This window comes from Serinicoccus sp. CUA-874 (assembly GCF_001942225.1).
GTDB lineage: Bacteria > Actinomycetota > Actinomycetes > Actinomycetales > Dermatophilaceae > Ornithinicoccus > Ornithinicoccus marinus.
Map to the genome: position 1 here is coordinate 193,843 of NZ_MKJZ01000011.1, position 24,635 is coordinate 218,477.

The following is a 24,635-nucleotide window of genomic DNA, read 5'->3' on the forward strand; positions in this document are numbered from 1 at the left end:
GACGTCGACCAGGTCGTCCTCGACCGGCCGGTGCGCGGCCCGGTCGCTGCCGGTTCAGGATGCGCCGTGAGCGCGCAGGTAGGACGGTGAAGGGTGTGAACCCGGTCTCGGAGCTGCGCTCGTTCCTGCGAGCGGCGCTGGTGACGCCCGTGCCGCGTGACCACCGGGACGAGGAGCACGTGCTGCGCCGCCGCCGGCTGGTCTCGGCGGTGACGCTCGTCGTGGGAGCGGTGATGCTGTGGTGGTCGCTGCGGCTGCCGCCGGGCGACCCGTCGTTCTACGTCTGGACGACGGCGCTGGCCGCGGTCTGGGTCGGCGGGGCGTTCCTGTCCGGGCGGCTCTACCTCGGCCAGGGGCATACCCGCGCCGGTGAGTATGCCCGACCCGTCGTCCAGTCCCTCGCCCTCGGCCTGCTGCTGCTCGCCGTCTTCCTCGCCGGTGCCCTCGTCGTGGGTCGGATCCCTTGGCTGGCCGGGCCGGTCAACGACCTGCTCGACCACGTCCGCTTCGCCTCGGTCCCCGTCGTCCTGGTCATCACGGTGATGAACGGCATCGCCGAGGAGATCTTCTTCCGCGGCGCGCTCTACGCCGCGATCCCGCAGCGGTGGACGGTGCTTGCGACCACGGCGCTCTACGCCCTGGTCACCGTCGGGTCCGGCGTGCCCCTCCTCGTCTTCGCCGCCGTCCTCATCGGTCTGGTCTGCGGGCTGCAGCGCCGGGTGACCGGCGGCATCCTGGGCCCGGCCATCACCCACATCACGTGGTCGGCCGGCATGCTCCTCCTCCTCCCTCCCCTCCTCGAGATCGTGAGCTGAACCATGACCGACACCACCGACACACCCGGTCCCGCCGACGGCCACGACCCGCGTGGGCGGGCCCTGGTCACCGGCGCCACCGGCTACATCGGCGGGCTCCTGGTCCCGCTGCTGCTGGAGCGGGGACATACCGTCCGGGTGCTCACCCGCTCCGCCGACAAGCTGCCGCGGGAGTGGGCCGACCGGGTGGAGGTGAGCGAGGGCGACGCCACCGAGCGCGCCGACCTCGAGCAGGCGCTCGCCGGGGCCGACCTCGCCTACTACTTCATCCACTCGATGGACGGCTCCGGTGACTTCGTCGCGCGGGACCGGCGGCTGGCCCGCGAGTTCGGCCGCGCGGCGCGGGACGCCGGGGTGAGCCGGATCGTCTACCTGTCCGGGCTGCACCCTGACATCCCGGACGAGAAGCTCTCCAAGCACCTGGCCTCCCGCGTGGAGGTGGGCGAGATCCTCATGGCCTCGGGCGTCCCCACGGCGGTGCTGCAGGCGGCCACTGTCATCGGTTCGGGCTCGGCGAGCTTCGAGATGCTGCGCCACCTGACCAAGCGGCTGCCGGTCATGGTGGCCCCGAAGTGGTTGAAAAACCGCATCCAGCCCATCGGCATCGACGACGTGCTGCACTACCTCGTGGCGGCCGCGGACCTGCCCGCCGACGTCAACCGCACCTTCGACATCGGCGGCCCGGACGTCCTGACCTACAAGCAGATGATGCAGGGCTTCGCGATGGAGACCGGCCTGTCCCACCGGCTCATCGTGACCCTGCCGGTCCTGACCCCCTGGCTGGCCTCGCACTGGGTGGGGCTGGTGACGCCGGTCGACGCCGGGGTCGCCAAGCCGCTCGTGGGCTCGCTCGTGCACGAGGTGGTGTGCCAGGAGGACGACCTCGCCCAGCTGGTCGGTCGTCCGGCCGGCGGGGCCACGCCCTACCGGGAGGCGGTGCGGCGGGCGGTCGAGGGCGACTGAGGCCGGGCCGGCCCGCAGCCGGGCCCGGAGGCCCTAGCATCGGCGGCACCATGGCCGACCTGACCGAGCTCGTCCCGCTGCCGGGCGGCGAGTTCGTGCTGGGCGCTCGGCCCGGCTACCCCGAGGAGGGGCCGACGCGTGAGGTGCGCGTCGGGCCGTTCGCGATGGAGCGGCACCCGGTCACCAACGCACAGTTCGCCGCCTTCGTCCGGGAGACGGCATACCGCACCACGGCCGAGCGTGCGCCGGATCCCGCGACGCTGCCCCCGGGTGTCGACCCCTCCGTGCTGGTGCCCGGCTCGCTCGTCTTCACCCCGACCGCGGGCCCGGTGCCGCTACACCGTTGGGACCTGTGGTGGCGGTGGGTGCCCGGCGCCAGCTGGCGGCACCCGCGGGGTCCCGGCACCGACCTGGAGGGCCTCGCCCACCACCCGGTGGTGCACGTCTGCCTCGAGGACGCGCAGGCCTACGCGACCTGGGCCGGGCGGTACCTGCCGACCGAGACCGAGCACGGGGATCGTGGTGGGGAGCCCGACAGGCCGCACCGCGCTTGGACATGCCGCCGTCGGTGGTGCCCCGTAGGGTCGGTGCATGATCCGCTTCGAGGGCGTGACCAAGAGGTATGCCGACGGTGTGACGGCCGTGGACGACCTGACGTTGGAGGTCCCGCAGGGCGGGATCACCGTCTTCGTCGGGCCCTCCGGCTGTGGCAAGACCACCAGTCTGCGGATGATCAACCGGATGGTGGAGCCGACCGAGGGACGCATCCTCATCGACGACCAGGACATCGCGGAGCGCAAACCGGCGCAGCTGCGCCGCTCGATCGGCTACGTCATCCAGCACGCCGGGCTGTTCCCGCACCGCACGGTGCTCAAGAACGTCATGACCGTCCCGAAGCTCATCGGGTGGGACACCGGTCGGGCGCGCAACGCCGCGATGGAGGCGATCGAGAAGGTCGGGCTCACCGCGGACCAGGCCGAGCGCTATCCCGCGCAGCTCTCCGGGGGTCAGCAGCAGCGCGTGGGCGTGGCCCGAGCCCTGGCCAGCGACCCCGAGGTCGTGCTCATGGACGAGCCGTTCAGCGCGGTCGACCCGCTCGTGCGGATGGACCTGCAGGCCGAGGTCAAGCGGCTGCAGCGCGAGCTCGGCATCACCGTGGTGCTCGTCACCCACGACATCGACGAGGCCATCGGGCTCGGCGACCACGTCGCCGTGCTGCGCCAGGGTGGTCGGCTCGCCCAGCTCGCAAGCCCGGGTGAGCTGCTGCGCGAGCCCGCCGACGACTTCGTCGCCAGCTTTGTCGGCAAGGACCGCGGCTACCGCAAGCTCGGCTTCACCGACGCCGTGGTCGAGCCCTAGGCGGAGCAGACGGTCACCCTCGGCCAGGACGTGCCCGCCGGGAGCGGCTGGGTGCTCGCCGTGAGCGAGGAGGGGGAGCCGCTGGGCTGGGTCGACCGGCACACCAGCGGCGGCCCGGTGGGAGAGGAGGAGCTGCACCGGATGGGTTCCCTCGCCGAGGTGGGCGACAGCGCCCGGGTCTTTCTGGACGCCGCGCTGTCCGCCCCGTCCGGGCGGGGCGTCGTCGTCGAGCAGGGCCGGGTGGTAGGCACGGTCGAGCCCCGCGAGGTCATCACGGCCCTCGAGCGGGAGCGCGCCGAGCGACCCACAGGTGACCCGGTGGCGCAGCCGGACGGTGAGCCTCAGGGCGAGCACGTGCAGGCGACCGACCCGCAGGAGGAGCACGCGTGATCGGCGGTGTCGCCTGGTCCACGATCGGTGACCTCCTGCTCCGCCACCTCTACCTCGCAGGGGTGCCGTTGCTGCTCGGGCTGCTCATCAGCCTTCCGCTGGGCTGGCTGGCCACCCGCTACCGCTGGCTCGCGCCGCCCATGATCGCCGGGACCAGCCTGCTCTACACCATCCCCTCGCTCGCGCTCTTCATCCTGCTGCCGCTGCTCCTCGGGACCCAGATCCTCGACGACGCCAACGTGCTCGTGGCGATGACGCTCTACACCATCGCCCTGCTGACCCGGACCGTCGCCGACGGCCTCGGCTCCGTGCCGGGGGCGACCCGGCAGGCGGCGACAGCGATGGGCTACGGCGAGCTGCGCCGCACCGTCGTCGTGGACCTGCCCCTCGCGGTCCCCGTCATCACCGCGGGGCTGCGTGTGGCCGCGGTGAGCAACGTGTCGATCGTCTCGGTCGCGGCGCTCATCGGGGTGAGCCAGCTCGGTCAGCTCTTCACCGAGGGCTTCAACCGCAACGACATGGGTCCGATCCTCGTCGGCATCGTCACCTGCATGGTGCTGGCGATCGCGCTGGACGCAGGGATCGCGCTGCTGTCCCGGGCGCTGACACCCTGGATGCGGGCGGGGGCGGCCCGATGATCTCGCTCACCTGGCAGTGGCTGACCGACCCCGAGACCTGGACCGGGTCCGGGGGGATCCTGGCCCAGAGCGTGACCCACCTGCGGATCTCGCTCATCGCCCTGGCGCTGGCCGCGCTCGTGGCTGTCCCCGTGGGGCTCTACATCGGGCACACCGGCAAGGGTCGCTGGTTGGCGATCAACCTCGCCGGCGCCTTCCGCGCCATTCCCAGCCTGGGTGTCCTCTTCGTCGGTGTGCTGCTGCTGCTGCCCCGGCTGAGCGGCGACCTCGCCTTCGAGCTCCCGGTGGTGCTGGTGCTGGTGCTGCTCGCCATCCCGCCCGTGCTCTCCGGGACGTATGCCGGTGTCGAGTCCGTGGACCCGGCGGCCCGGGACGCCGCCCGCGGCGTGGGCATGACCGGCTCGCAGGTGCTCTGGCAGGTGGAGGTGCCGGCCGCGCTGCCGCTGGTCCTCTCCGGGCTGCGCTCGGCGATGCTGCAGATCATCGCGACGGCGACCATCGCCGCGGTCGTGGGCATCGGCGGGCTGGGCCGCTACCTCATCGACGGCCAGGCCTCGCGGCAGTACGAGGTGATGGCCGGTGGGGCGATCGCGGTCGCGTCCTGGCCCTGCTGGTCGACCTGGCCATGGCCGGGATCCAGCGGTTCGTCGTCTCCCCCGGCCTCGTCGCCGCTCGGGAGCACTGACCCGTGAGCAGGGACGAGGCCCGATGACGTCACCCGACGCGCGCTCCCGTGACCTGATCGTGACCAGCCCCGCGGCATACCCCGCGACACACCGACGTTGACAGCCACACCGAACCCCACTGGGAGGACAACCCACATGCGACGCAACGCAGCGCTCACCCTTGCCCTCGGCACGACCCTCGCCCTCGCCGCCTGCGGTGGCGGGGATGACCCCATGGCCGAGGGCGGAGGAGAGTCCGAGGGCGGATCGGGCGGGGCTATCACCGTCGGCTCGGCCAACTTCCCCGAGAATGAGCTGCTCGCCGAGATCTACGCCGCCGCGCTCGAGGAGTACGACGTCGAGGTCGACACCCAGCTCAACATCGGCAGCCGGGAGACCTATGTCGCCGCGATCGAGGACGGCTCGATCGACGTGATCCCGGAGTACACCGGTGGCCTGGCCACCTACTTCAACTCCGAGATCACCGTCACCTCCTCCGAGGACGTGCTGGCGGACCTGCAGGAGAACCTCCCCGAGGGGTTGCAGGTGCTCGAGATCAGCGACGCGGAGAACAAGGACTCCCTGGTCGTCACGCAGGAGACCGCCGAAGAGCTCGACCTCACCGCGATCGGTGACCTGGAGCCGCATGCCGGTGACCTCACCCTCGGCGGGCCGCCGGAGTTCGAGACCCGGCCCAACGGCGTCGACGGGCTGGCGGAGACCTACGGCCTGGAGTTCGCCTCGTTCCGCTCGCTGTCCGCGGGCTCGACCCTGACCGTGGAGTCGCTGGCGGGCGGCCAGGTGGACGTCGCCAACATCTTCACCACGGACCCGGCCGTGGAGGCCAACGACTTCGTCGTGCTGGAGGACCCCGAGTCGCTCTTCGCAGCGCAGAACGTCGTGCCCCTCATCAGTGCCGATGCCGTCAGCGACGACGTGGAGGAGGCGCTCAACGAGGTGTCCGACGCGCTCACGACCGAGCGGCTGACCGAGATGATGGTCGAGCTGTCCGACGGCGCCGACCCGCAGGAGGTCGCGCAGGAGTTCGTCGACGACGAGCTCTGAGCCGCGTCAGCCCTGGTGCAGCCTGCGGGCGACGGTGCGCGCTGCCTCGACGACCGAGTCGGGCAGGCGGCGCGAACCGCGCAGCCGTTCGGTCGCGGCACCGTGCCCGCCCACCCACAGCGGCAGCTGCGGGTGGGCGGCGTGCAGTGAGTCGACCAGCCGTGCCGCCGGCGCGGTGTCCCGGGGCATCGGCACGCTGATGACCACGCCGCCCGGTCGCAGCGCGTCGACCGAGTGCTCCCAGCTCTCGTGCGGCACGTCCGCCCCGAGGAAGCGGACGTCGATCCCCTGACGCCGCAGGCAGACGGCGAAGCCCATCGTGCCGAACAGGTGGAGCGCACCCGGTGGCAGTCCGACGAGGGCGACCGGAGCTCCGGAGTTGGGGCCGGCGGCGTCGAAGGCCGAGGCCAGCCGTCGGTGGACCGCAGCGGAGACGAAGTGCTCCCCCGAGACGTCCAGCTCACCGCGCTCCCAGGCGCGGCCCAGCTCGGTCAACGCCGGCATGAGCCAGCCCTCGAGCGCCTGCTCGAAGGAGACCCCCGCGAGGGCCCGGTCCAGCACCTGGCTGACCGCGGTGTCGTCGTACCGCTGCGCCGCCCGGATGAGGTCGGCCACCGGTGGACCGAGCCCGGTCCGACGCTCGGCCTCGGTCGGTGCGCGCTCCGCGTCGGCGCTGCGCACCTGGGTGGCGGCCAGGGAGGCGGGTGTGCCGTGCCGGACCAGCTCGGCCATGTGCGTCAACCGCCGGACGTCCTCCTCGTCGTAGAGGCGGTACTGCGATGAGGAGCGCTGCGGCTCCACGACGCCGTAGCGACGCTCCCAGGCGCGCAGCGTCGCCGCGGGGATGCCGGTCGCCTCGGCGACCTGCTTCACGGTGTAGCGCACCCCCGGCACCGGGCGCCTCCTGACGTCATCGGACAAAGCTGGGACGGTCCTTGGACAGGCAGCCTAGCGCCCGCGGGCCGAGCGGGGTGATAGAGACAGCCACCGCGCCGACGCCGACGGGCCGCCACCCCGGGGGTGAACCCGGGGTGGCGGCCCGTCGTCTGGTGCGCCTCAGAGGCCGCTGACGCGGTCCTCGGGGGCAGACAGGTCGGGGTTCGCCCGGAGGTAGTCGACCAGGTTGGCCAGGTCCTCGGGACCACCGACGAGGTTGGTGCCCTCGGTGAAGGCGGTGAAGCTGTCACCGCCCTGCTGCAGGAAGTTCAGGGTCGAGACCCGGTAGGTCTGATCCATCTCCAGCGGTACGCCGTCGAGCTGCATGTCGCTCACCTTGCTGCCCTGCGGCTGGCTGTCGTCCCAGGTGTAGGTGAAGCCCTCGGAGACGCCCAGCGCGAGGTACGGACGGCCTCGCTCCGGGTCGTACTGCTGCTCCAGGACCGCCTTCACCTGCTCTCCGGTCATGTCGATCGACACCAGGATGTTGCCGAACGGCATGACGTTGTAGGCCTCCTGGTAGGTGACCTCACCGGCCGCCTCCTCGTTGCTGATCTGGTCCACGAGCAGACTGGCGCGCACGCCGCCGACGTTCATGAACGAGATCTGCGCACCACCCTCGTCGTCACCGTCGGTGCCGAAGAGGATGGAGTCGGCCACCAGGTCGGCCATCGGCGTCTCGACGCCGCGGTCACCACCGGCGTCGCCGGTGATGTCCTCGGCGACCGTGCCGACGACCTCGCCGGCGAGCACCTCGGCCCGGGCGACCCACTTCTCGACGACCGAGGTCATCTCCGGGTCGTCCGCGATGGACTGCAGCACGAGGTGGTTGTCGGCGTCGGCCCGGTCCCGGGTCACGTCGCCGCTCTCCCGGGAGATGGTCAGCGCCGTCTCGGTCACCACGCGGCCATACTGGTTCGCGCTGGTCACGAGGCGGGGGTCGCCGTCCGGATCGGGGATGCTGCAGACGTAGGGCTGGTGGGTGTGCCCGGTGACCACGGCGTCGATCGCCGGGTCCAGGTTCTCCGCGATCTCCACGACCGGGCCGGAGACGCCCTCGCAGGCGTCGTAGAGACCGGTCTGGTAGCCGCCCTCGTGCAGCAGCACGACGATCGACTCGACACCGTCCTCGCGCAGTTGCGCGGCTTGGGCGTTGGCGGTCTCGACCTCGTCGAGGAAGTCGACGGTGGACACGCCACCGGGGCTGACCAGGGTCGGGGTCTCCTCGAGGGTCATACCGATGAAGCCGACGTCGACACCGTCGACGGTCCGCACCTCGGTGGCCGGGAGGATCGGCTCACCGGACTCGGTGTCGACGACGTTGGCCGCCAGCCACTGGAAGTCGGCACCGTCGTAGGGCTCCTCCTCGAAGCAGCCGCGCTCGGGGTGGCAGCCGCCGTCCTGCATACGCAGCAGCTCCTCGACGCCCTCGTCGAACTCGTGGTTGCCGACGCCGGAGATGTCCAGCCCGGCGACCTCGAGGGTCTCGACCGACGGCTCGTCCTGGAAGAGGCCGGAGACGAAGGTGGAGCCTCCGATGAGGTCGCCCGCGGCGACCGTCACCGTCTGCTCCTCGAAGGAGCGCGTGCGCAGCGCCTGCAGCGTGGAGCCGAGGTTGACCGCTCCGCCGACGAGGTTCTGGTCGGGGTCCTGCTCCTCGTCCAGCGTGCCGTCCTCCTCCTCGATGTGGCCGTGGTAGTCGTTGAAGGAGAGCATCTGGACCACGAGCTCGTCGACCCAGACGGGGAGCGTCGCGTTGAGCGCGTCCTCGACCTCCTCCTCCTGCAGCGCGACCTCGCCGCCGAAGAGCACCAGGCCCTGCGGGGAGAGCCGGTCCAGGGCGGCCGCGGTCACCGTCGGCACCCCGTCTGCCTTGCTGAGCAGCAGGGGGCCCTCGTGGAAGGCCGCGAAGGCCCCGCCGGTGAGGGCGTCGGGGAAGTCCTGGCCGCTGGCCAGGTAGGCGACCGAGTCGTACTCGTAGGAGGACGCCAGCGCCACGGCGGTGCCGTAGCGGTCCTTGCCGAAGAGCCGGGTGGTGTCCGGGACGATCTCGGCGACCGCCTCGACGACGTCGTCGGACACGGCGCCGGAGCCACCGAGCACGACCACCGAGGCGGGCTGCAGGGTCTCGATCACCTCGGCGGTGCTGTCCTGGAGCTCGGCCGGGTCGGTGAGCAGCATCGGCACGCCGTCACGGCCGGCGCGGGCGCCACCGGTGAGGGCGTCCGGGTAGTCGGTGCCGGTCGCGAGGTAGAGGACGGGCAGCCCGGTCGGGAACATGCCCGCGATCTCGGCGCTGGTGTCGTAGCGGTCCTCGCCGGCGAGCCGCTCGACCTCGGCGCCGAAGCCCGCGAGCTCCTCCGCGACCGTCTCGGACACGGCGCCCTCACCGCCGACGATGACGATGGTGCTCGGCGCCAGGTCCTCGAGCGCGTCGGCGGTGGCCGAGGGCAGCAGGTCCTGCTTGGTGAGGAGCATCGGGACCGGCAGCCCGGCTCCTTCGACGTCGAGGCCGGGCAGGCCGTCGGCGGAGGAGAGCTGGGCGCTCAGGGCGTCGGGGAAGGTCTGCCCGGAGGCGACCACGACGGTGTCGGTGGCTTCGGCGGGGAAGGCGCGCGCGATCTCGGCGGCCGTGCCGTAGCGGTCGGTGCCCGCGATGCGCTGCGCCTGCGTCGGGTCCTCGATCTCGGGGGCGGCCGGCAGCGGTGCGCCCGGCAGGGGCGAGCCGGGCGCGCTGGACGCGACCGCGGCTCCGCTGCCCACCAGGGCGATCGCGGCGCCGACGGCCACCAGGCCGCGGCGTGCGGAGGGGTTTCGGGGGGACATGCGTTCGGATCTCCTCACGGGGGATTCAGGGCTCGGCCTTGAGCACCTGGACAGCAACGTAGTCCATACCCCAGCGGCCCCACCCGACGAACGGACCACGCCGCGGTGAACGACTGGGGACCGGGAGCGGGCAGCTCGGTGACGGATCTGACTGATGAGGCAAGTGTGATCCTCCAGGTGACGGCTTGGTCAAGAAGTCGCAGGTGGGGCTATCGCGCCGCGCGTGAAGGACGTACGCTTCTCACCAGCGTCGAGAGACCACACCGAGGTGTCGCTCGGCGCTGCGCGGCGTCCCCGGGGCGTTCGCGGGTCGGCAGGTCACACCGGCGCAGCAGCGCCGCACGAACAAGGGGTTGTCAGGCGGATGGTGGCACGCACTGGGGGATCACGACGACGCGGCGGAGCACGACTTCTGGCGGCCTCGCTGCTGACCGGGGGGCTCGTCCTCTCGGGTGGTCAGATCGCCGCGCTGGCCGACGGTGAGGACCAGGGCGTCGACCCGGCCGCGCCGGGACCCAGCCCTCCGACCCTGCGGGCGGTCAGGCCGGGGACTCCGGCGGCCAGGACCAGACCGGTGGCGACGGCGGGGCCGGCACCACCCCCGCACCCGCGCCGGGGGGCACCGGGTTCAGCCACGGCGGAACCCCCGCCGGGCCCGCGACCTTCGCCCCGCTGCCGGCCGACCCGGCATACCCCGTGCCCGAGCCGCCGCAGAACGAGGAGCTGCCGACTGAGTTCGACGAGGACACCGGCTACCAGGACCAGGTGTCCTGCGACCCGCAGGACCGGCCCGGCGTCACCGCCTTCGCGATGCTGCTCACGCAGACCTACGGGCGCGGCGCCTGGAGCGGCGCGCGCACCTGCATCGACTACATGAGCCAGCACCACGACGGGCGTGCCCTGGACTGGACGCTCAACGCCTACGACCCGCAGGAGCGCCGCATCGGTGACGCGGCGGTGGCCTGGCTCACCGAGAACGACGGCGAGATGATGCGTCGCTTCGGCATCGAGTACGTCATCTGGAACGGCCTCGTCTACATGAAGGACGACAACGCCTGGCGGCACTACGTCGGCCCCAGCCCGCACACCGACCACGTCCACGTGTCGTTCACCTGGGACGGCGCGATGATGCGGACCTCGTGGTGGACCGGCGTGGCCGTGACCGAGCCCGACCTCGGGCCGTGCGCGGCGGTCTCCGGCCAGTATGCCGCCGTCCACACCTTCCCCCGCCTCGAGGCGTGCAGCGACCCCCCGGTGGCAGCGCCCACGTCCGAGCTCGCCACGGTGCGTCCCGGTGGGTCAGGACCGGGCGTCTCGATGCTGCAGACGGTCCTCGGGCTCGAGGCGACGGGCGTGCTGGACGACGCCACCCGCGCCGCGCTGCTCGACTGGCAGTCCGAGCACGGCGTGCCCGAGACCGGGGTCGCCGACGCCACGACCTACGCCGCCGCCCAGGGCGTCGAGCTCGAGGACCTGCCCGCCTCCGCGCAGGCGGTCGTGCCGCAGGACTGGCAGGTGTCGGTCTTCACCCCCTACAAGCGGACCACGCTGACGCAGGGCGACACCGGCGAGGCCGTCGTCGCGGTCCAGGAGGCCCTCGGCGCCGAGCCGGACGGCGACTTCGGCCCGAAGACGGCCGAGGCGCTCGCCGAGTTCGAGGACAGCATCCCGGTGCTCGCCGAGCAGGCCCGCCGGCGCGGCGACGAACCGGCCGCCGTCACCCCGTTGACCTGGGTCTTCCTGGAGCGCGCGGTGCACCCGACGATGGCCCTGCGGGACATCGAGCTGGCCGAGGGCAGCCGCGACGTCGGGGCCGACCCCGACGGCGAGCTCGCCGCTCGGGCCGCTGTGGAGGGCCGGGCCGACAGCCCGTATGCCGGCGGCGCGGTCGCGTTGGTCCAGGAGCTGCTGGGCGTCGAGGCCGACGGCAGCTACGGCCCGATCACCGCCGAGGCCGTCGCGCAGGTGCAGGAGGCGGCCGGGTTGGAGCCGACGGGTGCCGTCGACGGTGCGACCTGGGTCGCGATCGAGCAGGTCGCCGTCGAGGAGGAGCGCATCGCCGGCGCCCCAGGTCTGGAGCAGCAGCGTGAGCGTGAGGCGAAGGCACGCGAGCGTGAGGAGCAGGAGGAGAAGGAGCGCGAGCGTCAGGAGAAGGCCGAGCAGGAGGCGCGCGAGGAGCGCGAGCGGCAGGAGCGCGCCCGGGAGGAGCAGGCGCGGCACGAGGCCGCCATGTCCGGCGCGACCCGCTGAGTTGCACGCGTCCGCTCTGCTCGAGAACTTTCTGCTCCGGCGAGGCAACGCGGCGGTCCCGCTGCCGCGTCGTAGTGTCGGCAGGACGATCGACCGAGGGGTGCAGCGATGAGGCGGATCCGGCAGGTGGGGACGGCGGGCGTGGTGCTCGCCGTGCTCGGCGCTCTGGGGCTGGGCACGGTCTCGGTGGCCAGCCCGCAGGAGCCGGACGTGGACGAGACCCAGGCGGCGACGCGCACCGCCGTGGACTGGAGCGGCCTGGGGCCGGCGCCCTGTCCGGAGGGGATGACCCGCCGGGTGAGCGTCGACAGTCATTCCATGGACCGTGGCGTGCCGCAGTCCCGCTTCAACAACGGGTGGTCGCTGGTCTCCTCGCGTGACGGGTCCGCCGCCCGCGCCTCGGTGTCCTCCGGTGACACCAGCGACCACATGTTCCTGCCCTACGTGAAGGTCTCCGTCGACCGGCGGACCATGCTCGGGTTCTCCACCCGCAGCACCCAGGGCAACTCGGGCTACACCCGGGCCCAGATGAACTCGGTGGACCTGCGGGTCTACGCCGGCAGGTCGTGGGGTGGCCGCGTCTACGACGTCACGGCCGCGACCGACGACGAGAACGGCCACCTCGGCGCGTGGTTCGAGCACCGCAGCAGGTCCGGGGCGAGCACCTGGTGGGACGTCGACAACGTGCAGATCTACACCTGTCGCGACGCCCCGGTGTCCCGGATCGCCGGGTCGGACCGCTACGACTCGGCGGCCCGGGTCGCGGCCACCTACCCGGCGGGGGTCCGGACCGCCTACCTGGCCACCGGGGAGAACTTCCCGGACGCGATCGGCGCCTCGGCCCTGGCCGGGCAGCTGGACGCGCCGGTCCTGCTCACCCGTTCCGACCATCTCCCGTCGCGACGGCGACCCAGCTGCGGCGCCTCTCGCCGGATCGGCTGGTCGTCCTCGGTGGCACCGGGGCGGTCAGCAGCACGGTCGCGCGGCAGGCCGGCGCCTACGCCGACTCCACGACCCGCATCACCGGCCGGACCCGCTACGACGTGTCCGCCGGGGTGGCGCGCAGCTACACGCCCGGCGGCTCGGTCCTCTACGTCGCCAGCGGGGCCGACTTCCCCGACGCGCTCGCCATCGGGGCACTCGCCGGCGACCAGGGTGCGCCGGTGCTGCTCACCCCGAGGCCGGGCTCCACCCGTCCGTGGAGGAGCAGATCGCCCGGCTCGACCCCGGTCGCATCGTCGTCGTCGGGGGCCCCGCCGCGGTCTCCGACACCGTCGTCAGCCAGCTGCGCCGGCATACCTCCGGCTCCGTGTCGCGGATCACCGGCGCGAACCGGTATGCCGTGGCCTCGCGGATCGCCCAGGAGTTCGACCGCGCCCGGCGCGGGCCTACGTCGCCACCGGGACCGCCTTCCCCGACGCGCTGGTGGGCGCGGCGCGGGCCGGCAGCCAGGGCGTGCCCGTGGTGCTGACCCGGCAGGGCCAGCTCGTCTCGGACGGTCGCGCGGCGCTGCAGGCGCTGGACCCGCTGCGCGGCGTGCTGCTCGGCGGGCAGGTCGCGCTGAGCTCGGTGGTCATGGATCAGGTCGGCGCCCACGTCGGGTGAGGGAGGGAGCGAGCATGGAGACGACACACCGGTTGCTGTCCGGGGACGCGGTCCGGATCGAGGTGCCGGACGCCATCGGTCTGCCCGGCGGGACCTCGCTGGGGGTGCTGGCCCTCGAGGGCGAGGGTCAGCTCGAGGTCACCTCGGGTCGCGAGGTCGACCTGGCGTTCTACCTCGAGGTCACCGGCACCACGCTGGAGCGTGAGGTCGGCCTGCGAGGCGGACAGGTGCTGCGCTACGGCCGCTTCGGCGGCGATCCGCAGCAGGGCTTCGGCTGGGCGGTCGCGGTCGGCGACCACCAGCTCTACGGCTTCACGGTGCCCGTCATGGACGTCGAGACGCTCACCGGCTTCCTCGCCGACGTCGACGTGCAGGCCGACCCGATCGGGCCGGTCCTCACACCGTCCGGCCGCACCAGCTGGTCGCCCTACCGCACCCAGACCGTCGCGCAGGTCGTCGAGCTCGACCAGGGCTCCACGCCCGGGGGTGGGGACGACGGCAGCAGCTTCGGCTACCTGCTCGACGTCCGTCGGGCGCGCACTGGGCAGCTGCAGGACGGCCGCTCCGGCGGCGCAGCGGTGCGTGGCGGGCAGCTCTCGCGCTCCTCGGACACCGAGCGGCACGCGTATGCCGTCCTGGAGAGCCAGGACTTCGTGAGCTACGGCATGCCCGGCAGCGAGGAGAGCGTCGACGCCGTCGTCGCCTCGCTGTCCGAGGTGGTCGTGGAGCTGGTCCGGTGAGCCTCCTCGGCAGCGCCGGGGCCCTGGCTGTCGGCCTCGTCCTCCTCGCGGCCGGCGTCGGCCACGTCCGGGCACCGCTGGAGACGACGCGGGCGCTGCGGGGTCACGGGCTGCTGCCCGCGGGGGTCACCCCGGTGGTCGCCCGCGCGCTCGCGCCGTGGAGGTCGTGCTGGGCCTCGGGATGCTGCTCGCCGCCACCGGTCTGCTGCCCTCGGCACCGGCACGTCTCCTCGGGCTCGGCGCAGCCGTCCTGTGCCTGGCCTTCGCGGTCTACCTCCAGCTCGTCCACCGGCGGGTCGAGGGCGCCCCGGTGCCCTGCGGGTGCGGCCTGGGCAGCACCCCGGTGACCCACTGGGCGGTCGCGCGCGCTGCGGTGCTCACCGGCCTCGCGGCGGTGGTCGTCCTGGCCCCGGTCACCGGGTGGCAGGCGGTCCCGGGAGCGCCCGTCGTCGCCCAGGTGGCCGTCGCGGTCCTGGCGGGCACGGCTCTCGCCGTCGCGACCGCCGCGCTGCCCGCGGCCCGGGCGGTCCCCGAGCAGCTCACCACGCTGTCAGGGGTGGCCCGATGAGCTTCACCGCCTCCGCGCTCGTGCTCGCCTTCGTCGCGATCGCCCTGCTGGCCCTGGGTCTGGCGGGCCTGCTGCGCCAGGTCAACCTGCTCACTCGTCAGCTGGAGGGCGGATCCGCGCCGCGTCCCTCCGGCGGGGGCGGCGCGCGGACCACCCGCGAGCTCGTGGGCTTCCGGATCCCCCAGGACGTGGGCGGGCGGCTGCTCGACCCCGGCGCCGAGCGTACTGTCCTGGCCTTCGTCTCCCCGGGCTGCAGCTCCTGCTCGCTCACCCTGCGCGGTCTGGCCGCCGATCCCGCTGTGCGGGCGGGTCACCTCGCGCTCGCCCTCGTCTCCGCAGGTTCCTGCGAGCCCGCGCTCGCCGATGCCGAGGGCGCCGCGCGCCTCACCTGCCTGCCGCAGGGCCGGTCCGTCATGGACCGGCTCGCGGTCCCCGCCACGCCCTACCTGGCGCTCGTGGACGACGACGGCACGCTGCGTGCCGCGCTGCTGCCGGACGAGGACACCGACCTCGGCGCTGGCTCCGCCAGGCCCGTACCCCGCTGCCGATGAGGGAGGAGCGCAGCTCATGAGGCGATTCGACGACCTGCCGGAGGCCGACACCGGGCGGCTGCGGGACCGGCTGCGGGAGCGCCCCAGCCGCCGCGGGTTCATCGCCCGGGTGCTGGGCGCCGGGACGGCGGTGGGTGTGGGCTCGCTGGCCCTGGTCAACAGGGGGGCACCAGGGTGAAGGCGCAGGCGGCCTACTTCCTCGACTACACCGACACCTCGACCGGCCCCTGCGCCACGTATGCCCGCGACCACACCGAGAACGGCATCCAGTGCGGTCCCTCGCCGATGTGCACCAGCCAGGCCTGCTGCTGGCGCTACCGCTCCGGCGCGGGCAACGTCGTCGCCTGGCACAAGAACGGCCCGGGCATCGACCGCTACTACGTGCACCGTCCCGACGACTGCTGGGGCGGCGTCTACGACTCCTGGAACTGGAAGTTCAGCGACGGCCGCACCTGGCGCTGCTCGGACGGCTGGACCTGCTCCGGCTCCGGCTCCTGCATGGCGACGATCTGTCCGTGGGCGATCTAGAGGACCCCGACCTGCCGGTCGTCGCCGACGCGGCCACCGGCATACCGGTGTGGCGGCGGTGGCTGGCCGACCCGCTCCCGCTGCTGCTGCTGACCGGCGCCGCCGGGCTGGCCGTGTCCGCCGCCCTGCTGCCCGCTGCCGGGGCGGTCTGGCTGGTGCCGGCGCTCTTCGCCGTCGTCGTGGCGGGGCTGGCGCTGTCCGGCAGCACCTGAGGCGTCAACAGCGCGTGGGCGCTGGTGGCCTCGGTCCGGGGCCGACATGTTCAACTGCTCCTGTGGGGAGCCTTCGCCGTGGGCACGACCCTCGGTGGTGCCGCCACGGGCGCCGCACTCGGGGTGCTGGCCGGTCTGCTGAGCCCGGTCCCGGAGACGGTGCGGCTCGTCCTGCTCGTCGTCGCCGTGCTGGCGGTGACGGTGCTCGACGTCCTCGCGCCGGTGCTCCCGCTGCCGCAGCGCTCGGCGCTCATCCCGCAGGAGGTCTTCGGGCGGGGCATCGCGCGGGGCGGGTTCCGTTTCGGGCTGGAGTACGGCTGCGGCTGGCGGACCCTGGTGCCCTCGGCGGCGTCCTACCTCGCGGCCCTCTTCGTGCTGCTCGTCGTGCCGCCGTGGTGGGTCGCGCTCGTCCTCGGTGCGGCCTTCGGGTTCTCCCGGTCGTGGGCCGTCCTGGTGTGGATCGCGCTGGGTGCCCCTGGGTGGCAGAACTTCCTGGCCGGTCACTCCCGGGTGCTGGAGCGCGCAGGGAGCGTCCTGGCCGCGGTGCTGCTGCTGGCCGCGGCGTGGTCGCGGCTCGGCGGATAGGGTGTGCCCATGGCGCGTCCCCACATCGCCGCCCTGGTCGAGGACTCGGTCCGGCGCCGTCTGGACTCACTGTTGCGCCGTCGAGGCTGGCACGAACGGGTCTTCGGCTACACCGGCTACGGCAGCCCGGACCGGGCCCGTCTGTTCGCCCGGGTGCTGCTGTCCCGGCACGAGCCGGAGGAGGCCCGCACCGCCCTCACCCACGCCCAGGACTCGCTGCTCGACATCGCCCAGCGGGGGTGGCGGTTGTTCCTCACCGCGCCCGCGATGGACGTCCCCGTGCGCGTGCGGTTGGGGGAGGCTGAGGTCACCACCCGGACCGACCGCGGCGGGTATGTCGAGGTCGAGCTGACGGGGCACGGGCTGGAGCCCGGCTGGCAGGAGGCGCACCTGGAGATCACCAACGGCGACTCGCTCACCGTCTCGGTGCTCGTCGTGGACCCGGGGGTCGGTGTGGGGCTGGTCAGCGACATCGACGACACCGTCATGGTCACCCACCTGCCACGCATCCTCATCGCGGGCTGGAACACCTTCGTGCGGTCCGAGCAGGTCCGCCAGGCGGTTCCCGGGATGAGCTCGATGTACCGCGCGCTCCTCGCCGAGACCCCCGGTATGCCGGTCCTCTACCTCTCGACCGGGGCGTGGAACACCGCGCCGGCGCTGACCCGCTTCCTGCGGCGGCACGACTTCCCGGTCGGACCGATGCTGCTCACCGACTGGGGGCCGACCAACACCGGGTGGTTCCGCTCCGGGCAGGAGCACAAGGAGCTCGAGCTGCGGCGGCTCCGCGAGGAGTTTCCCGACGTGCGCTGGATCCTCGTCGGTGACGACGGCCAGCACGACCCGGTCATCTACGGCGAGTTCGCGCAGGAGCACCCGGAGGCCGTCGAGGCGATCTGCCTGCGCGAGCTGACCCCGGCCGAGCAGGTCCTGTCCAGCGGTCTGCCGGTGGCGACCGACGAGCTGCTCGGCAAGCGGGTCCAGGTGCCGATGCTCAAGGCGGCGAACGGCTTCGGCCTGCACCAGCTGCTCGTGGGGGCCCGGGCCCGGAGGCAGGGCTGATGCCCGAGCTGCCCGAGGTCCAGGCCTTGACCGACTTCCTCGCCGACCGGCTGACCGGGCGGGTCGTCACGGATGTCGAGCTGGGCTCGATCGCGGTGCTCAAGACCTTCGACCCGCCCCCGACCGCGCTCGTGGGCGCCCGGTGGACGGGGTGGGCCGGCACGGCAAGTTCGTCGACGTGGACGTGGACGGGACCCACCTCGTGTTCCACCTGGCCCGGGCGGGCTGGCTGCGGTGGTACGACGAGATGCCGCGCACCCAGGTCCGCCCTGGCCGCAGCCCCATCGCGCTGCGGGTCCGCCTGGACGACGGTGCGGGCTTCGACCTCACCGAGGCGGGGACCAAGAAGGGCCTGGCGGCGTATGTCGTCCGGGACCCCGCCGACGTGCCAGGGGTGGCCTCGCTCGGCCCGGACCCGCTCGCCGACGGCTTCGACGAGGCGGCCTTCGCGGCGCTGCTGGAGGGCCGGCGGACCCAGATCAAGGGTCTGCTCCGGGACCAGTCGGTCCTCGCCGGGGTGGGCAACGCCTACTCCGACGAGATCCTGCACGCCGCGCGGCTCTCGCCCTTCGCGCTCGCGGCGGGCCTCACGGCGGAGCAGGTGAGGGGTCTCTACACCGCGCTGCGCACCACGCTGGAGGCGGCGGTCCTCGCCGCCGAGGGCAAGCCGGCGGCCCAGCTCAAGGACGCCAAGCGGGCGGGCATGAATGTCCACGGACGCACCGGCGAGGCCTGCCCGGTGTGCGGCGACACGGTGCGCGAGGTGTCCTTCGCCGACTCCTCGCTGCAGTACTGCCCCACCTGCCAGACGGGCGGCAAGCCGCTCGCGGACCGCCGCATGTCGCGGCTGCTGCGCTGAGGCGCTCGTCCGGGCAGGGCACGACTGCACCGCGCTACGGCATCGGGTATGTCGTCTCATCCCCGTGTGGAGTGACCTATCCGCTGCAGTCGCGCACCACCGGGCTCAGGATCAGGCCGGACGGCGGAAGACCTGGGCCTGCCAGCCGAACGCCCGTGCCGCCTCGACGTTCGCCGGCCGGTCGTCGGTGAATCGCACCTCGGCCGGGGAGACCTCCCGCCCGAGGCGACGCGAGATCTCGACGTGCGCGGCGGCATACGCCTGCGGATCCGGCTTGGCGGCACCCAGGTCATGGGTGTTGAGCAGGGAGGGGACGAGCCGCCCCAACCCGATCTGCTCGAGCTCCGCCGGCACCCGGTCCGTCCCGTTGGTGAAGACGAAGACCGGTGTGCCCTTCGCCCGCAAGTCGTCGACGAGCTCCACGGTCGCGGCGACGGGGGTGCCGCGATCGCGCTGCCACCCCTGCACGACCTGCGCGACGAGCGGCTCGGGGTGGCCCAGCTCGAGCAGCCGGGCGGTCAGGGCCCGGACCCACGCGGCGTACGTCGTCTTGCCGACCACCATCTGTCCGGCCTGCGGCAGGGAGAAGGCCAGCTCCGGCAGACCCTCGCGAGGCAGCCCCAGCTCGCGCTCGTTGCGCGTGCGCTCCCCGCTCGCGTCGAAGTCCCGCAGCACGCCGTCCAGGTCCAGGACCGCGATCCGCGCCCGTCGCAGGAAGGACGCGAGCCGCCAGACCCGCGCGGGAACCTCCTTGGCGGCCACCACCGCGTCAACGCGGATCGACTCCTCCCCGCGGTCGGAGCGGACGCGGAGGTGCTGCGGGCCACGCTCGACCAGCACACCGACGGTGTCCGTGGCCCGCGCCCCGTCCTCGAGCAGGTGGCGCACCACGACCCGCGAGCCCACGGTGAGCGGCTGGATCAGGGCGTCAGGCATCCTCAGGCGACGGTCGGCTCACGGCCGTCGGCGCCGCCGACCAGGGTCTTGCCGGCCCGGTCCCAGGCCTGCATGCCTCCGTCCACGTTGACCACGTCGAAGCCCTGCTGGACCAGCCACTGGACGGCACGGCCGGACCGGCCGCCGCTGCGGCAGACCACCGGCAGCGAGGTCTGCGTCTCGGGCAGCTCGTCGATCCGGGCGGGGAGGTCGCCCAGGGGCAGGTGGACCGCGCCGGGGGCGTGGCCCGCGGCCCACTCGTCCGGCTCCCGGACGTCGACGACGACGGCGTCGTCGGGGAGGTCGGTCACGGCGATGCTCGGGATGTCGCTCATGCCCTCACTATGACACCGATGCGGTATGCCGGTAGCTAGGGCGGTAGCCAGCGCGGGGGTTACAGTGGGCGACGGCTGAGCACCGCCGTCGGTGATCGCCACCCATCCATCGAATGCTCCGGTCTGTGCCGGAAGGGGACAACACCGCAAGACGACCGCCTCCACGGGTGCCACCGAGTCGCGCCTGCCCTCCCGCACCAGGGACAAGCGCCCGGCCCTGGCCCTGCTCGCGCTGCTGCTCGTGCTGGTCGGCGCCCTGGGAAGTGCGCTCCTGGTCTACCGGACCGGCAACCGGGTGCAGGTGCTGGTGGCCCAGGACACCATCCGCCAGGGTCAGCAGGTCACCGCGGAGGACTTCACCGTCGCCGAGATCGCCTTCGAGGAGGGCACCGAGGTCGTGAGCGCCTCCTCGGTGGACGAGTTCGTGGGCGCGCAGGCGGTGACCTCGATCCCGGCCGGGAGCCTGGTCTCCGGACAGATGTTCACCGCGTCCGAGCTGGCGCCGGCGGGCGCGCAGCAGGTGGGCGTCGTCGTCGCGTCGAGCGGACGCCCCTCGGACACCCCGCAGGCTGGAGACATCGTGCGCGTCTTCGCGACCGCGGCCCCCCGGCGCTGCTGAAGAAGTCCGGCAACGGCATCTTGCTCAACCCCCAGTCGAGCGCGGACGCCGACCTCTTCGGTGCCCGGCTCAACCGCTCGGCCTTCGGGCAGTCCTTGCCGCCAGGTGGGGGCGACCGCATCGTGGCCGGGCAGCCAGAGCGCGTGCAGGTGATCTGGCCCGGCTGAGTGTGGCAGGTTGATGCCGATCTGCCGCTTGGCTGGAAGCGGTCTGCCTCGCGCTGGACACCACGTCGTCGGTCTGCATAATGTGGGCGGCAGATCGCACACCGAGGGTGAAACAGGGGGGCGGTCGTAACCAAGCACCGGAACCCAGAAGGGGAGAAACATCATGTCCGTTGATGGTGAACTCGCTACGCTGCGAGACCTGCACAAGACGCTCGACACCTCGGCGCTGGACATCCAGCGCGTCTCCGACGACATCACCAAGTCGCTGGACGGCACGGTCTGGACCGGCGCCAACTCGGAGAAGTTCCTGGAGGCGTGGGGCACCTTCAAGCCGACGCTGACCCCGAAGCTCGTCGACGCGCTCATCGAGGCCAAGGAAGACGTCAAGACACAGCACAACAACCTGGCCGCCGCCACCGGCGAGTCGGACCGCATCTGACGTCTTCGTCGACAGCCAGGGCCGGGGAGCGCAATGCTCCCCGGTCCTCGCTGTGTCTCGGGGTCAGCACGGGGTCGGGACGGTGACGATGCCCTCGTCTGCGTGTCTCTGCCGGATCCGCTAGAGAAGCGCATACGGTGCCGTCGTGGATCCGATCCGAAACCCATATGCCCCTGGGGCGGGCCAGCGCCCGCCCGAGCTCGCCGGCCGCGACGAGCAGCTCGACCGCTTCGGCGTCGTGCTGGAGCGCATCGCCCGCGGTCGCCCTGAGCGCTCGATGGTGCTCACCGGCCTGCGCGGCGTCGGCAAGACGGTTCTGCTCAACGCGTTGCGGGGCACCGCGGTGCGCGGCCGGTGGGGGACGGGGAAGTACGAGGCGCGGCCGGAGCAGGGGATGCGCCGCCCCATGGCCGCCGCGCTGCACGTCGCGGTGCGCGAGCTGGGGCACCCGCAGGGCGACGAGGTGGACCACGTGCTGGGCGTCATCAAGGCGTTCGCGCAGAAGGACCAGCCGGGCGCCAAGCTGCGGGACCGGTGGAACCCGGGCATCGACGCTCCCGCCGTCACCGGACGGGCCGACTCCGGCGACATCGAGATCGACCTGGTCGAGCTCTTCTCCGACGTGGGCGGGCTCGCGGCCGACGTCGGCAAGGGAGTCGCCGTCTTCATCGACGAGATGCAGGACCTGCAGCCCGAGGACGTCTCGGCGATCTGCGCGGCGTGTCACGAGCTGAGCCAGTCTGCGCTGCCGGTGATCGTCGTCGGCGCCGGGCTGCCGCACCTGCCCGCGGTGCTCTCCGCGAGCAAGTCCTACTCCGAGCGGCTCTTCCGCTACACCCGCATCGACCGGCTCTCGCGCGAGCAGGCCGAGCGGGCGCTGCAGCTGCCGGCGGAGGACGAGGACGCCGCGTGGTCCATCGAGGCGCTGGAGGCGATGTATGCCGCGACCGGCGGCTACCCCTACTTCCTGCAGCCTACGGCAAGGAGGTGTGGGACCTGGCGCCGGAGTCGCCGATCAGCGCCGAGGACGTCCGGGTCGCCGGGCCCGAGGCGGAGGCCGAGCTGGCGGTCGGCTTCTTCGGGAGCCGCTACGAGCGGGCCACGCCGGGGGAGCGGGAGTACCTCCGGGCGATGGCCGACCTCGCCGCCGAGCGGGCGGACTCGGGCGAGGAGCTGGACGACATCGAGTCGGTCGCGACCTCCGACATCGCCACCCACCTGGGCCGCAAGCCGCAGTCGCTCTCACCCGCCCGGGACGCGCTGCTCAAGAAGGGGCTGATCTACTCCGGCGAGCGGGGTCGCATCGCCTTCACCGTGCCGCACTTCGGGAGGTACCTGCGCGAGCACACCTGAGAGTGCTGGGCGGCCGTGCCTTCGACGCGCCGAACACTACCGGCTGCAGCGTTCACGTGAACGCTGCAGCCGTTCTCGGTAGGCGTGTCGCAGGGACGTCAGCCCGCAACCGCGGGTCGGCGTGCGCTGATGAGGTGGCGGGTGGAGTGGGCGACGAAGGGCTCGCCCCGCCGCAGCTGTGCGTCCAGACGGCGCAGCGGCTCGGCATACCGCTCGACGTCGAAGTCCGGCACCCACCAGACGCACTTGCGCAGGACCCACACCACCGCGCCGATGTCGTGGAACACCATCCGGCAGCGGGCGGTGCGAAGGTCATCGACGCGCAGCCCGGCCTGCTCGGCATCGGCGACCTCGTGGACCGGGTCACGCCCCTGGCGTGACTCCGGGAGCGGTCCGAGGAAGAACTCGATGAGCTCGAACGCCGAGGCAGGCCCCACGTGCTGGGCGAGGTACTCGCCGCCCGGCCGCAGGACCCGGTGGATCTCGGGCCAGTCCGGGCTCACCGGATGGCGCGAGCTGACCAGGTCGAACCACGCGGAGTCCAGGGGCAGCGGCGCCCCCGGCTCGGTCTCGACCACCCGTACCCCTCGCGGCTGCAAGGTGGCCCGCGCACGCTCGGCATTGGGCGGCCAGCTCTCCGTCACCACCATGTCGGCGGGCAGCTCCGGTGCCTCGTCGACGACCTCGCCACCACCGGTGTCGATGTCCAGGGCGCGGTCCACGGTGGCCAGGCGACCGGCGAGGAGCCGGGCGAACCCCCAGGGCGGGCGTTCCTCGCTCGCGCGGCCCTCGAGCCAGCCGAAGCCCCAGCCGGTCACGTCGGCGGCCACGGCCTCGGCCACGAGATCCTCGAAGGAGCGCACGCGCCCAGCATGCCGCAGCGGCGGTCGGTCACGGCATCCCGTGTCGTCGACCCGGTCCGGGGCGTGCGCTCAGACAGTGGTGAGGAACTGCTGCACCCGGTCCAGCAGCAGCGCTGACGCCGCTGCGTCGTAGGCCGCCAGCGAGCTGTCGGTGAAGAGGTGCGCGTCCCCCGGGTAGACGAAGAGCTCCGCCACCGGCGTGGACCCGGCGAGCTCGCGTGCCGAAGGAAGGTCCTCGTCGAAGAACTCGTCGCCCTCCATGCCGTGGATCTGGACCGGCACACCCTCCGGCCAGCGCTCGCGGAGCACGCCGAAGCCGGTCTCCTGCGCGAAGGCGAAGCCCTCCTCGATGCGCTCGAAGGTGCGCCCCTCGAAGAGATCCGGTGTGTGCACGGTGTGCCCGGCGCCCCGCAGATCGTCGGCGAAGGCGTGCACGCCGGGCGTCGGGCCCCGGATGTGGTGGAAGAGCAGTACCTCAGCCATGCGTGACCTCCGGGTCGTTCGACGACGTCCCGTGCGTCGATGCTAGTTGCTCGACGACCCGGACGTGAGGAGTCTCACGTGGGCGTGCGACCCCGCTGGTCAACGCGGTGCCGAGGGCGTTCCTGACCGGAGTCTGACCGTGACGTGGGTGCGGCGTCCAGACTTCTGTCGCACGGTGGTGAGCGGTCGCGGGGGAGCCTGCGACCCGTGTCCCCTGTAGTCCACCCTGTGAGGTTTCACCCCATGCAGCACCGTGCCACTCGTCCGCGCCGCCTCGGCGCCGCCGTCGCCGTGACCGGCCTGGCCGCGCTCGCCGGCACCGTCTCCGCCGGCTCGGCCCAGGCCGCCAGCGGCGCCACCTGGGACGCCGTCGCCCAGTGCGAGTCCGGCGGCAACTGGAGCATCAACACCGGCAACGGCTACTACGGCGGCCTGCAGTTCGCCCAGAGCACCTGGGAGGGCTTCGGCGGCACGCAGTATGCCGCGCGCGCCGACCTCGCCAGCCGCGAGCAGCAGATCGCCATCGCCGAGAACGTCCTGGCCGGTCAGGGCCCCGGAGCCTGGCCGGTGTGCTCGGTCGAGGCCGGCCTCACCGCGGGCGGCTCGGCCCCCGCCGAGCCCGAGCCCGCCCCGGCGCAGCCCGAGCCGCGCCGCAGCAGCGGCCGAGCCCGAGCCGGCCCCGGCGCAGCCGCGCAGCCGGAGCCGTTGCGCCGCAGCAGCAGACCCAGCAGGCCGCGCCGCAGCAGGCCCAGCCGGCCGCCCCGGCGCAGGCCGTCGCCCTGAGCGAGCACGTCATCGAGCGCGGCGAGACCACCGGCACCAT

The 24,635-nt window shown here is 72.9% G+C and carries 24 protein-coding genes and 8 pseudogenes; 25 read left to right on the top strand and 7 right to left on the bottom strand.

Translation table 11 applies throughout. From position 1 onward, the window contains the following. Positions 1–95 precede the first annotated feature (95 nt). The 7 genes and pseudogenes from BJF80_RS04555 (at position 96) to BJF80_RS04585 (ending at position 5,895) form a co-directional block, all read left to right on the top strand. The gene (locus tag BJF80_RS04555) at positions 96–815 is read left to right on the top strand and encodes a CPBP family intramembrane glutamic endopeptidase (protein WP_028130723.1); all 720 of its coding nucleotides are present in this window, start codon (positions 96–98) and stop codon (positions 813–815) included. A gap of 3 nt (positions 816–818) precedes the next feature. Then, a complete protein-coding gene (locus tag BJF80_RS04560) occupies positions 819–1,778 on the top strand; it encodes an NAD(P)H-binding protein (RefSeq protein ID WP_022923343.1) in 960 nt (319 codons plus the stop codon). 50 nt (positions 1,779–1,828) lie between these two features. Further along, positions 1,829–2,278, top strand: a pseudogene (locus tag BJF80_RS04565) (formylglycine-generating enzyme family protein); the annotation flags it as partial. A gap of 91 nt (positions 2,279–2,369) precedes the next feature. Beyond that, positions 2,370–3,527: pseudogene (locus BJF80_RS04570) on the top strand (ABC transporter ATP-binding protein). Next, on the top strand, positions 3,524–4,165 hold the full coding sequence (locus BJF80_RS04575) for an ABC transporter permease (protein WP_075811677.1): 642 nt from the start codon (positions 3,524–3,526) through the stop codon (positions 4,163–4,165). The pseudogene BJF80_RS04570 and the gene BJF80_RS04575 overlap by 4 nt, the downstream one beginning before the upstream one ends. Further along, positions 4,162–4,857 (top strand): ABC transporter permease, encoded by a 696-nt coding sequence (locus tag BJF80_RS04580; RefSeq protein ID WP_237767415.1) that lies wholly within the window; start codon positions 4,162–4,164, stop codon positions 4,855–4,857. Before BJF80_RS04575 ends, BJF80_RS04580 begins: the two co-directional genes overlap by 4 nt. A 129-nt stretch (positions 4,858–4,986) precedes the next feature. Continuing rightward, complete coding sequence (locus tag BJF80_RS04585; protein WP_075811679.1) at positions 4,987–5,895, top strand: ABC transporter substrate-binding protein; 909 nt, start codon at positions 4,987–4,989, stop codon at positions 5,893–5,895. A 6-nt stretch (positions 5,896–5,901) separates the two neighbouring features. Here BJF80_RS04585 and BJF80_RS04590 read toward each other — a convergent pair whose 3' ends face one another. Continuing rightward, the gene (locus BJF80_RS04590) at positions 5,902–6,816 is read right to left on the bottom strand and encodes a MerR family transcriptional regulator (RefSeq protein WP_083673454.1); all 915 of its coding nucleotides are present in this window, start codon (positions 6,814–6,816) and stop codon (positions 5,902–5,904) included. A 135-nt stretch (positions 6,817–6,951) separates the two neighbouring features. Beyond that, a complete protein-coding gene (locus tag BJF80_RS17530) occupies positions 6,952–9,657 on the bottom strand; it encodes a cell wall-binding repeat-containing protein (protein WP_083673455.1) in 2,706 nt (901 codons plus the stop codon). Between the two features lie 696 nt (positions 9,658–10,353). Between BJF80_RS17530 and BJF80_RS04625 the strand changes: the two genes are divergently transcribed. From BJF80_RS04625 to BJF80_RS19020, 5 genes and pseudogenes are all read left to right on the top strand, one after another. Then, a complete protein-coding gene (locus tag BJF80_RS04625; RefSeq protein WP_075811683.1) occupies positions 10,354–11,907 on the top strand; it encodes a peptidoglycan-binding domain-containing protein in 1,554 nt (517 codons plus the stop codon). Between the two features lie 528 nt (positions 11,908–12,435). After that, positions 12,436–12,783: pseudogene (locus tag BJF80_RS21470) on the top strand (cell wall-binding repeat-containing protein); the annotation flags it as partial. A gap of 179 nt (positions 12,784–12,962) precedes the next feature. Beyond that, positions 12,963–13,031 (top strand): annotated as a pseudogene (locus tag BJF80_RS21475) (hypothetical protein); the annotation flags it as partial. 280 nt (positions 13,032–13,311) lie between these two features. Further along, positions 13,312–13,512, top strand: a pseudogene (locus tag BJF80_RS21480) (cell wall-binding repeat-containing protein); the annotation flags it as partial. 14 nt (positions 13,513–13,526) lie between these two features. Beyond that, positions 13,527–14,252 carry a hypothetical protein gene (locus BJF80_RS19020; protein WP_187344344.1) on the top strand — a complete coding sequence of 242 codons (726 nt, stop codon included), beginning with the start codon at positions 13,527–13,529 and terminating at the stop codon, positions 14,250–14,252. Here the strand turns inward: BJF80_RS19020 and BJF80_RS21485 are convergent. Further along, positions 14,171–14,359, bottom strand: coding sequence for a hypothetical protein (locus BJF80_RS21485; protein ID WP_143553976.1), 189 nt, complete (start codon positions 14,357–14,359; stop codon positions 14,171–14,173). The two genes, BJF80_RS19020 and BJF80_RS21485, sit on opposite strands and share 82 nt — an antisense overlap. Before the next feature lie 47 nt (positions 14,360–14,406). Here BJF80_RS21485 and BJF80_RS04640 point away from each other — a divergent pair. The 8 genes and pseudogenes from BJF80_RS04640 to BJF80_RS04670 form a co-directional block, all read left to right on the top strand. Continuing rightward, positions 14,407–14,820 (top strand): annotated as a pseudogene (locus tag BJF80_RS04640) (MauE/DoxX family redox-associated membrane protein); the annotation flags it as partial. After that, positions 14,817–15,371, top strand: a complete 555-nt coding sequence (locus BJF80_RS04645; protein ID WP_075811691.1) for a hypothetical protein — start codon at positions 14,817–14,819, stop codon at positions 15,369–15,371. The pseudogene BJF80_RS04640 and the gene BJF80_RS04645, both read left to right, overlap by 4 nt. A 16-nt stretch (positions 15,372–15,387) precedes the next feature. Beyond that, positions 15,388–15,549 (top strand): twin-arginine translocation signal domain-containing protein, encoded by a 162-nt coding sequence (locus tag BJF80_RS18220; RefSeq protein WP_143553977.1) that lies wholly within the window; start codon positions 15,388–15,390, stop codon positions 15,547–15,549. Beyond that, positions 15,546–15,899, top strand: coding sequence for a hypothetical protein (locus tag BJF80_RS04650; RefSeq protein WP_075811692.1), 354 nt, complete (start codon positions 15,546–15,548; stop codon positions 15,897–15,899). Before BJF80_RS18220 ends, BJF80_RS04650 begins: the two co-directional genes overlap by 4 nt. Continuing rightward, positions 15,887–16,111, top strand: a complete 225-nt coding sequence (locus BJF80_RS04655) for a hypothetical protein (RefSeq protein ID WP_022923332.1) — start codon at positions 15,887–15,889, stop codon at positions 16,109–16,111. The genes BJF80_RS04650 and BJF80_RS04655 overlap by 13 nt, the downstream gene beginning before the upstream one ends. A 78-nt stretch (positions 16,112–16,189) precedes the next feature. Further along, positions 16,190–16,696 (top strand): hypothetical protein, encoded by a 507-nt coding sequence (locus BJF80_RS04660; RefSeq protein ID WP_075811694.1) that lies wholly within the window; start codon positions 16,190–16,192, stop codon positions 16,694–16,696. 9 nt (positions 16,697–16,705) lie between these two features. Next, positions 16,706–17,758, top strand: coding sequence for an App1 family protein phosphatidate phosphatase (locus BJF80_RS04665; RefSeq protein ID WP_075811696.1), 1,053 nt, complete (start codon positions 16,706–16,708; stop codon positions 17,756–17,758). Continuing rightward, positions 17,758–18,617: pseudogene (locus tag BJF80_RS04670) on the top strand (Fpg/Nei family DNA glycosylase). The gene BJF80_RS04665 and the pseudogene BJF80_RS04670 overlap by 1 nt, the downstream one beginning before the upstream one ends. Before the next feature lie 111 nt (positions 18,618–18,728). On the opposite strand, the gene BJF80_RS04675 reads toward BJF80_RS04670, so the two are convergent. Together BJF80_RS04675 and BJF80_RS04680 are read right to left on the bottom strand one after the other, a co-directional pair. After that, positions 18,729–19,553, bottom strand: a complete 825-nt coding sequence (locus BJF80_RS04675; protein WP_075811698.1) for an HAD family hydrolase — start codon at positions 19,551–19,553, stop codon at positions 18,729–18,731. Positions 19,554–19,555: 2 nt separating this feature from the next. Next, positions 19,556–19,888: a rhodanese-like domain-containing protein gene (locus BJF80_RS04680; RefSeq protein WP_022923327.1), complete on the bottom strand. Its 333-nt coding sequence runs from the start codon at positions 19,886–19,888 to the stop codon at positions 19,556–19,558. 91 nt (positions 19,889–19,979) lie between these two features. Between BJF80_RS04680 and BJF80_RS04685 the strand changes: the two genes are divergently transcribed. The 4 genes and pseudogenes from BJF80_RS04685 to BJF80_RS04695 all read left to right on the top strand — a co-directional run bounded on the left by BJF80_RS04685 (position 19,980) and on the right by BJF80_RS04695 (position 22,466). Then, positions 19,980–20,507 carry an SAF domain-containing protein gene (locus BJF80_RS04685; protein WP_075811700.1) on the top strand — a complete coding sequence of 176 codons (528 nt, stop codon included), beginning with the start codon at positions 19,980–19,982 and terminating at the stop codon, positions 20,505–20,507. Between the two features lie 20 nt (positions 20,508–20,527). Next, positions 20,528–20,674 (top strand): hypothetical protein, encoded by a 147-nt coding sequence (locus BJF80_RS18715; protein WP_158068473.1) that lies wholly within the window; start codon positions 20,528–20,530, stop codon positions 20,672–20,674. Between the two features lie 163 nt (positions 20,675–20,837). Then, a complete protein-coding gene (locus BJF80_RS04690) occupies positions 20,838–21,113 on the top strand; it encodes a WXG100 family type VII secretion target (RefSeq protein ID WP_075811702.1) in 276 nt (91 codons plus the stop codon). 145 nt (positions 21,114–21,258) lie between these two features. Continuing rightward, positions 21,259–22,466, top strand: a pseudogene (locus tag BJF80_RS04695) (DUF8462 domain-containing protein). Between the two features lie 98 nt (positions 22,467–22,564). Here the strand turns inward: BJF80_RS04695 and BJF80_RS04700 are convergent. Together BJF80_RS04700 and BJF80_RS04705 are read right to left on the bottom strand one after the other, a co-directional pair. After that, on the bottom strand, positions 22,565–23,329 hold the full coding sequence (locus BJF80_RS04700) for a class I SAM-dependent methyltransferase (RefSeq protein WP_075811704.1): 765 nt from the start codon (positions 23,327–23,329) through the stop codon (positions 22,565–22,567). Between the two features lie 69 nt (positions 23,330–23,398). Next, the gene (locus tag BJF80_RS04705) at positions 23,399–23,812 is read right to left on the bottom strand and encodes a dienelactone hydrolase family protein (protein ID WP_075811706.1); all 414 of its coding nucleotides are present in this window, start codon (positions 23,810–23,812) and stop codon (positions 23,399–23,401) included. 243 nt (positions 23,813–24,055) lie between these two features. Here BJF80_RS04705 and BJF80_RS21020 point away from each other — a divergent pair, with 243 nt between their 5' ends. Further along, a complete protein-coding gene (locus tag BJF80_RS21020; RefSeq protein ID WP_143553978.1) occupies positions 24,056–24,595 on the top strand; it encodes a transglycosylase family protein in 540 nt (179 codons plus the stop codon). Positions 24,596–24,635: the final 40 nt, after the last annotated feature.